This is a genomic window from Priestia sp. P5_B4, from assembly GCF_056400385.1.
This window is the reverse complement of record NZ_JBFULJ010000461.1, coordinates 1-3048: the sequence shown is the minus strand read 5'-3', so window position 1 is coordinate 3048 and position 3048 is coordinate 1. Positions and strand designations below refer to the sequence as shown.

The following is a 3048-nucleotide window of genomic DNA, read 5'->3' as shown; positions in this document are numbered from 1 at the left end:
GGAATGAAACGATTCAATTCAATTGCTTTTAATTTCACTTCTACTGGATAGCTCACTCTTGCCCCCATAAAAAAAACACCTCTAGGTTATTGTTAGGTACTACATACCTGTTTTTTAACTTAAAGGCGTTTTTTATTTGTCTCACTTCATGGGGGCAGTCCCGAGCAGCTAAAGGGTTTTAAAAGCTATTTTATGTTTTGCTTTGACTAAAGGCTGGTTTAGCTGAATACTTCTGAAGACTCTAAGATAGCCATAACGCTTTGTACGGATTCGATTGAACGTTTTAGCCCTTCATTTTCCTTTTCTGTTAAAGGAAGTTCAATGATATGTTCAATTCCATCTCCTCCTAGGATTGTGGGTACACCTAGGTAAAGGTTATTACAGCCATATTCCCCTTCTAGATAAGCTACAGAAGGGAGAATTCGCTTCTTATCCTTTAGGATTGCTTCTGCCATTTGAACCATAGAAGCAGCAGGAGCATAATAGGCACTTCCATTTCCAAGCAGGTTAACGATTTCTCCTCCACCTTTGCGGGTTCGCTCTACAATCGCTTCTATACGTTCAGGTGAAATGATTTTATCAAGTGGAATTCCTCCGGCATACGAATAACGAACTAATGGTACCATATCATCTCCGTGGCCCCCTAAAACAAATCCTGATACATCTTCAACAGAGATATTTAATTCTTGAGCCACAAATGTATTAAAGCGGGCTGTATCTAATACACCAGATTGGCCTATTACTCTATTCTTAGGGAACCCCGTAGTCTTATAACAAACGTATGTCATTGCATCAACTGGATTACTTAATACAATAATATAACTGTTTGGTGCATGCTTTTTTACATTTTCCGATACTTCTTTCATAATCTTTGCGTTTGTTGAGACTAGGTCATCACGGCTCATTCCCGGTTTTCTTGGCAGTCCTGCAGTAATTAATACTAAATCTGCATCCTGAATGTCCTCATAGCTAGATGTTCCCTTAATATTAGCGTCAAATCCTTGGACTGGGCTTGCCTCTAACATATCAAGTGCTTTTCCTTTAGTCGGGTTAGTCTGGGAAGGAATATCAACTAATACTACGTCTCCAAGTTCTTTTTGTGCCATCATTAATGCTGCTGTGGCTCCTGTAAATCCCGCTCCAATTACAGCTATTTTTTTACGCTTAAATGCCATGATTTATCCCCCGTTCTCCGTCGTTTATATGTATGTTATTCTACTTTTTGATCTTCTTCTACAGCAGCAGAATCTGCTTTTGCTTTATATTGAATACTGGATTTTGTTTTAGCAGCAGATGATTTTTTAGTCGCTTTATTGTTTTTAGGTGTCTCCTTTAACTGCGATTCTTTATTCTCATCTTTTAATAGGCTATTTCCAACCTCTTCATCAGGATGGGGAATTACATGCGCTGACACTAATTCTCCAACGCGAGCCGCTTCTTCTTTTCCCATATCTACAGCTGCTTGTACTGCACTAACATCACCTTCAACTAACACTGTTACAAGGGCTGCATCCACTTTTTCCTGCTTCACTAAGCGGACATCAGCTGATTTTAACATCGCATCCGCTGCGACGATTGAACCTATTAAGCCTCTTGTTTCAATCATGCCAAGAGCTTTAGCCATTCTCTCCACCTCTTTCTATATCAACAGAATCTATAATCCCGATAATAATTGCATCAATGGGTAATGGAGTGTCGGATGCCATATGTGCTGCGGCACTTCCTTGAGTAACCATTACCTTATCACCAATCCCGGCTCCAATACGATCAACTGCAATAAAAGAAGAGTCGTTATTCGATTTATTTAAAAGTTCAGGTTGAACAACTAAAAACTTTAAACCGCGTAAGTTATCTTCTTTTCTTGTTGCCCAGACGTTGCCAATTACTGTCCCTATTTTCATAAAACATCCGCTCCCTCTACGTCTATCACGCAAATTTCTTTTCCTAATTCTCTTGCTGTATCGCGCGCTAAAGGAGTGATAATCGTTTTAGGTGAAACAGTAATTTTTTCTTCTTCTACTAATTTCACATGTCTTTGGGTYAGCACTCGTTCTGTAAATGATACAGAACGCCTGTTTAAGCCTGATCGCAAAAATCTCTCAAATGATTGGATTTTTACTCCAAAGCTTTCTAATGTATTTTTATAAGCGATTAAATGTGCTGCATATTTATTGTTTACTGTTTTTTTTTGATTACTGGATAGCAAAACGTTTCCTAAAGTTGCAGAAGGAATGAGTGAAACAGAAATTCCTTCTAGCAAAGCCTCAGCTAAAAGATAACTTTCTAGTGTATCTGTCATACCAAGAGCCCCTTTTACTAGCAGGTCCTGCTTTGCTTCTGCAAATAAAATACCTTGTATATCTTTTGGAAGGTTTTCTTTTTGGTCATCGCTGTAAACCAGTGTCCAGCTTGTTTCTAACTTTTTGATTTGAATTGGATCAATTTCCGCCGACTCTTTCACGATCAGCAGCTTTGGCTTTACGTTTAGGTGCTGCTTGTCTGATTTATCTAATCGTTTTAAAACTTCTACTACAATTTGTTCAATCAGAGCATGATTGTTCATAAAGCTTCCTCGTATAGAGACAGAATCCCTGTAGCTCCAGTAGAAATTAGCCCAGCATTCGCTTCATCTGTATCAATATGCATTTCAAGCTTAAACTTTGGCGAAACTCGAATTAATACACGTTCGAGCGTAGTAGGTCTTTCTCCTTGAGCGGTAATGCGAACACACTGACCATTTTTTACACCATAAGCTTCAGCATCATCCGGCGTCATATGAATATGAGCTCGTGCAATGATTAAGCCTTCTTTCTTGTAAATGCTACCCTTTGGTCCAACTAATGTAATTGCTTCTGAATTCTTTATATCTCCAGACTCACGTAGTGGAGGAACAGAACCAAGTTTAATTGAATCTGTTTTACTGACCTCCACTTGAGTTATACTCCTTGCTGGACCAAGGACTCGCACCTTTTCGATGCTTCCTTTAGATCCCACAATAGTAACTGTTTCATTAGCTGCAAATTGCCCAGGCTGAGACAGGTCTGATTT

5 protein-coding genes are annotated in these 3048 nt (G+C 39.0%); all 5 read right to left on the bottom strand.

Features of this window, described 5'->3' with window-relative positions:
* Positions 1 to 218: 218 nt before the first annotated feature.
* Positions 219 to 1175 (bottom strand): malate dehydrogenase, encoded by a 957-nt coding sequence (mdh, locus tag AC1DRF_RS21300; protein WP_013058360.1) that lies wholly within the window; start codon positions 1173 to 1175, stop codon positions 219 to 221.
* A 35-nt stretch (positions 1176 to 1210) separates the two neighbouring features.
* Positions 1211 to 1624: a BMC domain-containing protein gene (locus AC1DRF_RS21295; RefSeq protein ID WP_427075044.1), complete on the bottom strand. Its 414-nt coding sequence runs from the start codon at positions 1622 to 1624 to the stop codon at positions 1211 to 1213.
* Positions 1617 to 1901 (bottom strand): EutN/CcmL family microcompartment protein, encoded by a 285-nt coding sequence (locus AC1DRF_RS21290; RefSeq protein ID WP_013058362.1) that lies wholly within the window; start codon positions 1899 to 1901, stop codon positions 1617 to 1619. The genes AC1DRF_RS21295 and AC1DRF_RS21290 overlap by 8 nt, the downstream gene beginning before the upstream one ends.
* On the bottom strand, positions 1898 to 2563 hold the full coding sequence (locus AC1DRF_RS21285) for a hypothetical protein (protein ID WP_477741626.1): 666 nt from the start codon (positions 2561 to 2563) through the stop codon (positions 1898 to 1900). Before AC1DRF_RS21285 ends, AC1DRF_RS21290 begins: the two co-directional genes overlap by 4 nt.
* Positions 2560 to 3048, bottom strand: a 489-nt coding sequence (pduL, locus tag AC1DRF_RS21280; RefSeq protein WP_477741625.1) for a phosphate propanoyltransferase, incomplete at its 5' end; no start/stop codon positions are given. The genes AC1DRF_RS21285 and pduL, both read right to left, overlap by 4 nt.